Raw genomic sequence first — 3,575 nt, 5'->3', positions numbered from 1 at the left:
CAAGATCCACCCCCGGCCTTTCGCGAGGTGAGCGCGGGGCATTTTGTGGCTTGTCACCTGGTGCCCTAGGTAGCCCTCAAGGGATCCCGGCCACGCCGGTTTGGCGGGCAGCCTGGATTACCGCAGCGGCCACCTGAGGAACCACCCGCCCGTCGAAGACCGAGGGGATGATCCACTGGGGATCCAACTCTTCGGCAGGGATCAAGGCAGCAATGGCTTGAGCGGCAGCCAGGCACATCTCGGTGTTGATCTGCTTGGCGCGGCAGTCGAGGGCGCCGCGAAACACGCCCGGAAAGGCCAGCACGTTGTTGATTTGGTTGGGGTAGTCGCTGCGGCCCGTGGCCATCACTGCCACCCGATTGCCCACCAGCTCCGGCTGGATCTCGGGCACCGGGTTGGCCAGGGCAAAGACGATGGGATCCGGTGCCATTTTTTCTACCATCTCCACTGTCAGGGCATTGGCCACGCTCACCCCAATAAACACATCCGCTCCCACCAAGGCTTCCGCCAGGGATCCCTTCTCCTCGACGGCAATGGCCGCCTTCTCGGGGGTGAGATCGGAACGGGAGCGGCTGAGGATCCCTTGGCGGTCGCAGACCAGGATGTGGGCTGCCCCGGCCCGCCGCAGCAGTTGCGTCACGGCAATGCCGGCTGCCCCGGCCCCGTTGAGGACAATGCGCACCTCGTCTAGGCTCTTTTTCACCACTTTCAGGGCATTCAGCAGCGCCGCCAGCACCACAATGGCGGTGCCGTGCTGATCGTCGTGAAACACCGGCAGGTTGAGGCGGGCCTTGAGCTGAGACTCAATGGCAAAGCAGCGAGGGGCGCTGATGTCTTCCAGGTTAAAGCCGCCAAATCCCGGCGCCAGGCGCACCACCGTCTCTACAATTTCCCCCACCTCCTGAGTGGCCAGGCACAGAGGAAAGGCATCGATATCGGCAAAGCGCTTGAACAGCGCCGCCTTCCCCTCCATCACCGGCAAAGCTGCCTCCGGGCCGACATTCCCCAAGCCCAGCACCGCACTGCCATCGGTTACAATGCCTACACTGTTGCCCTTGATGGTGTACTCATAGACCGCGGCGGGGTTGGCAGCAATTTCTAGGGAAACCCGCCCCACCCCCGGCGTGTAGGCCATGGCCAGATCGGCGGCGCTCTCCAGGGGGCTTTTGGCCACCACTTGCAGTTTTCCCCCGCGGTGCAGCTCAAAGGTGCGGTCCACCGCCCGCTCCACCTTCACATTGGCCAAGGAGGCAACGGCGGCGTAAATTTGCTGAGCATGCTCGCTGCTGACGGCATCTACACAGATTTCTCGCACCGTTTCTGCTGCCGATTGGTGGATGAGATCGATCTGGCTGAGGCTGCCTCCCACCTCCGCAATGGCCTGGGTGACGCGGGCTAGGGCTCCCGGCTGGTTGAGCAGGCGAATGCGCAGGGCAATGCTATAGCTAGAGCTGGGGGTAAGTTTTGTCATAGCTCCCTATGGTAGACGAAAAATCCGCTTCCGACTTGCACACCCTGGCCAACTGGCTGGAGGGCTACTACAGCAACCGCACCCAGGCGATGGCAGAGCCGGTGTGGTTTGTGCCGGTCAGCCTTTGGTACGTGCGCCTTCCCCACCTGTTCTCGGAGGGGATCGGCTTTTTTACCGAGCAATTTAACCAGCACACGCCGGGCCAGTTTTATCGCAGCCGGGTGCTCCAGGTATTGGGGGATCCCTTGCGGATCGAGAACTACAAATTGCGGGATCAAGCAGCTTGGGCAGGTGCCTCTCAGGATCCGCAGCGCTTGGCGCAGCTCTCCTTGGCCGACCTGGAGCATTTGCCCGGTTGTCGCATTTTGGTGGAAAAGCGCCCAGACTGCTACCACGGCGAAATGCTGCCAGGTGGAGAATGTCGTCTGAACCCCGGGGATAGCACCTATATCCACATCGAGTTCGACCTCACCCCCAGCGAATTCATCACCTGGGATCGGGGCTTTGACGCCGCCACTGGCCAACAAACCTGGGGATCCCGCGCCGGACCCTACCGTTACCAAAAAGGGATCCCACCGGCCTCTTCCCCTCGCCCTTGGGGAGAGAGGGACAGGGGGTGAGGGCCAGAAAACAGTCAGGGGAACAAAAAAGGCAACAGATCTCGAAATCCTTTGCGCAGCCTGAGCAAAAAGATCAGCCGTTCCACCTCGGGGGAGACGGATCCGGTTTCGGGCCGAGCTGCCAAGGCTTCCTGGAGTTCCAGAGCCTCGGCGGCGGCGAGGGGCTGATTATCGACCGGAGAGCGAGCCCGCAAATCTGGCTGCGCCCGCAGCACCTCTTCAGGGATCTCATCGGCAGGGGGCAGTGCCCAAGCTTCCGGCCAAAGCAGCAGCAGACCCGCGCAGCAGCCCAGTCCTGCACTCCAGAGCCGTTGGCCCATCCGACCGGTTCTCCTAGCGTTGTCCACTGAACTCCACCCCTTGAAGGGATCCCTCCCAACCTTTCCCAACCCCTCGACCTGTTGCTGGGGGAAAGGGGGGGATCCCTTTAGCTGGCCATGGCTTCCGAGCGCTCTTGGATCACCCGATCCACGATGCCGTAAGCCTGAGCTTCCGTGGCCGAGAGGTAAAAGTCTCGCTCCACATCCCGCTCGATTTTCTCCAGCGGTTGGCCGGTGGTTTGCGCCAAGATCTCGTTCATGCGTCGTTTGACTCGCAGAGTTTCGCGGGCGCGAATTTCAATGTCGCTGGCTTGGCCTTGGATCGTGCCCAGCGAAGGCTGGTGCAGCATGATGCGGGAGTGGGGCAGGGCAAACCGCTTGCCCTTGGTGCCAGCAGCCAACAAAAAGGCTCCCATTGAAGCTGCTTGGCCCACGCAAACCGTAACGATATCTGGCTTGATGTGGTTCATGGTGTCGTAGATGGCCATGCCCGCCGTCACAGAGCCACCGGGAGAATTGATGTACATCACAATGTCCTTTTGCGGATCCTGCGAGTTGAGGTAGAGCATCACCCCCACGATGGTATTGGCCAAGCTATCGTCAATGGGCTCGCCGATAAACAAAATCCGCTCTTGGTACAGGCGATCGTCAAGGCTAATCCACTGGCTATAGGGCTCGCCGGGCAAACGGTAGGGAACCCGAGGCACTCCAATCGGCATAAGTTTCTCCTGGCAAAGTATGAAACACAGAACGACGCGCTTGTAAGATATCTTCCGCGCTCAAATCCAGCTGGGGCAAAACCGAGGAAACAATGCGTCCAGATCCAGTTTTGACCTCGCCTTCGTATTCTCCGCCAACCCAGCGCACCGCGGAAACGGACTGCTTGGCTGGATCCACTGGGATCCCACGGGCAGCGTAATCTTTGCGCTTGTCTTGATCATCGTGTTTTTCATTGTCTACTCCGGGGGAAACGACTTCCACCACCAACAGCGGCAGGGGCATGTGCAGGCAAGGATTCCGCAACCGTTTCCCAGCAAGCTCACATAGCGGGATGCAAAGCCATCACCTCTGGATTGCGCAACCGAGCCTTGGCTGCGGGCACTTCGACCTCAACTTGGCCCAAGCTCAGGCGTTGGATGGGCAAAAACTTGGGCAATTCCGCAA

At 60.4% G+C, this 3,575-nt stretch carries 5 protein-coding genes; 1 reads left to right on the top strand and 4 read right to left on the bottom strand.

All coding sequences use genetic code 11. From position 1 onward, the window contains the following. Positions 1–76 precede the first annotated feature (76 nt). Positions 77–1,471 (bottom strand): malic enzyme-like NAD(P)-binding protein, encoded by a 1,395-nt coding sequence (locus NW820_RS03370; protein ID WP_414350856.1) that lies wholly within the window; start codon positions 1,469–1,471, stop codon positions 77–79. 8 nt (positions 1,472–1,479) lie between these two features. Here NW820_RS03370 and NW820_RS03365 point away from each other — a divergent pair, with 8 nt between their 5' ends. Next, complete coding sequence (locus NW820_RS03365) at positions 1,480–2,091, top strand: chromophore lyase CpcT/CpeT (RefSeq protein ID WP_414400142.1); 612 nt, start codon at positions 1,480–1,482, stop codon at positions 2,089–2,091. A 14-nt stretch (positions 2,092–2,105) separates the two neighbouring features. On the opposite strand, the gene NW820_RS03360 is transcribed toward NW820_RS03365, so the two are convergent. The 3 genes from NW820_RS03360 to NW820_RS03350 form a co-directional block, all read right to left on the bottom strand. Beyond that, the gene (locus NW820_RS03360; RefSeq protein WP_414328714.1) at positions 2,106–2,411 is read right to left on the bottom strand and encodes a hypothetical protein; all 306 of its coding nucleotides are present in this window, start codon (positions 2,409–2,411) and stop codon (positions 2,106–2,108) included. A 107-nt stretch (positions 2,412–2,518) separates the two neighbouring features. Next, positions 2,519–3,130 (bottom strand): ATP-dependent Clp protease proteolytic subunit, encoded by a 612-nt coding sequence (locus NW820_RS03355; protein WP_011432257.1) that lies wholly within the window; start codon positions 3,128–3,130, stop codon positions 2,519–2,521. After that, the gene (locus tag NW820_RS03350) at positions 3,078–3,413 is read right to left on the bottom strand and encodes a Uma2 family endonuclease (RefSeq protein ID WP_414406671.1); all 336 of its coding nucleotides are present in this window, start codon (positions 3,411–3,413) and stop codon (positions 3,078–3,080) included. The genes NW820_RS03355 and NW820_RS03350 overlap by 53 nt, the downstream gene beginning before the upstream one ends. Positions 3,414–3,575: the final 162 nt, after the last annotated feature.

The sequence above is a fragment of the Synechococcus sp. R55.7 genome (assembly GCF_047461955.1).
Classification (GTDB): domain Bacteria; phylum Cyanobacteriota; class Cyanobacteriia; order Thermostichales; family Thermostichaceae; genus Thermostichus.
The sequence above is the reverse complement of the archived record's forward strand: the minus strand, read 5'-3'. Positions and strand labels throughout refer to the sequence as shown.

What these genes read in the sequence shown, in the direction of transcription:
- NW820_RS03360 (WP_414328714.1), bottom strand. Translation starts at nt 2,411, where the DNA reads ATGGGCCAACGGCTCTGGAGTGCAGGACTGGGCTGCTGCGCGGGTCTG.
- NW820_RS03370 (WP_414350856.1), bottom strand. Translation starts at nt 1,471, where the DNA reads ATGACAAAACTTACCCCCAGCTCTAGCTATAGCATTGCCCTGCGCATT.
- NW820_RS03365 (WP_414400142.1), top strand. Translation starts at nt 1,480, where the DNA reads ATGGTAGACGAAAAATCCGCTTCCGACTTGCACACCCTGGCCAACTGG.
- NW820_RS03355 (WP_011432257.1), bottom strand. Translation starts at nt 3,130, where the DNA reads ATGCCGATTGGAGTGCCTCGGGTTCCCTACCGTTTGCCCGGCGAGCCC.
- NW820_RS03350 (WP_414406671.1), bottom strand. Translation starts at nt 3,413, where the DNA reads ATGCCCCTGCCGCTGTTGGTGGTGGAAGTCGTTTCCCCCGGAGTAGAC.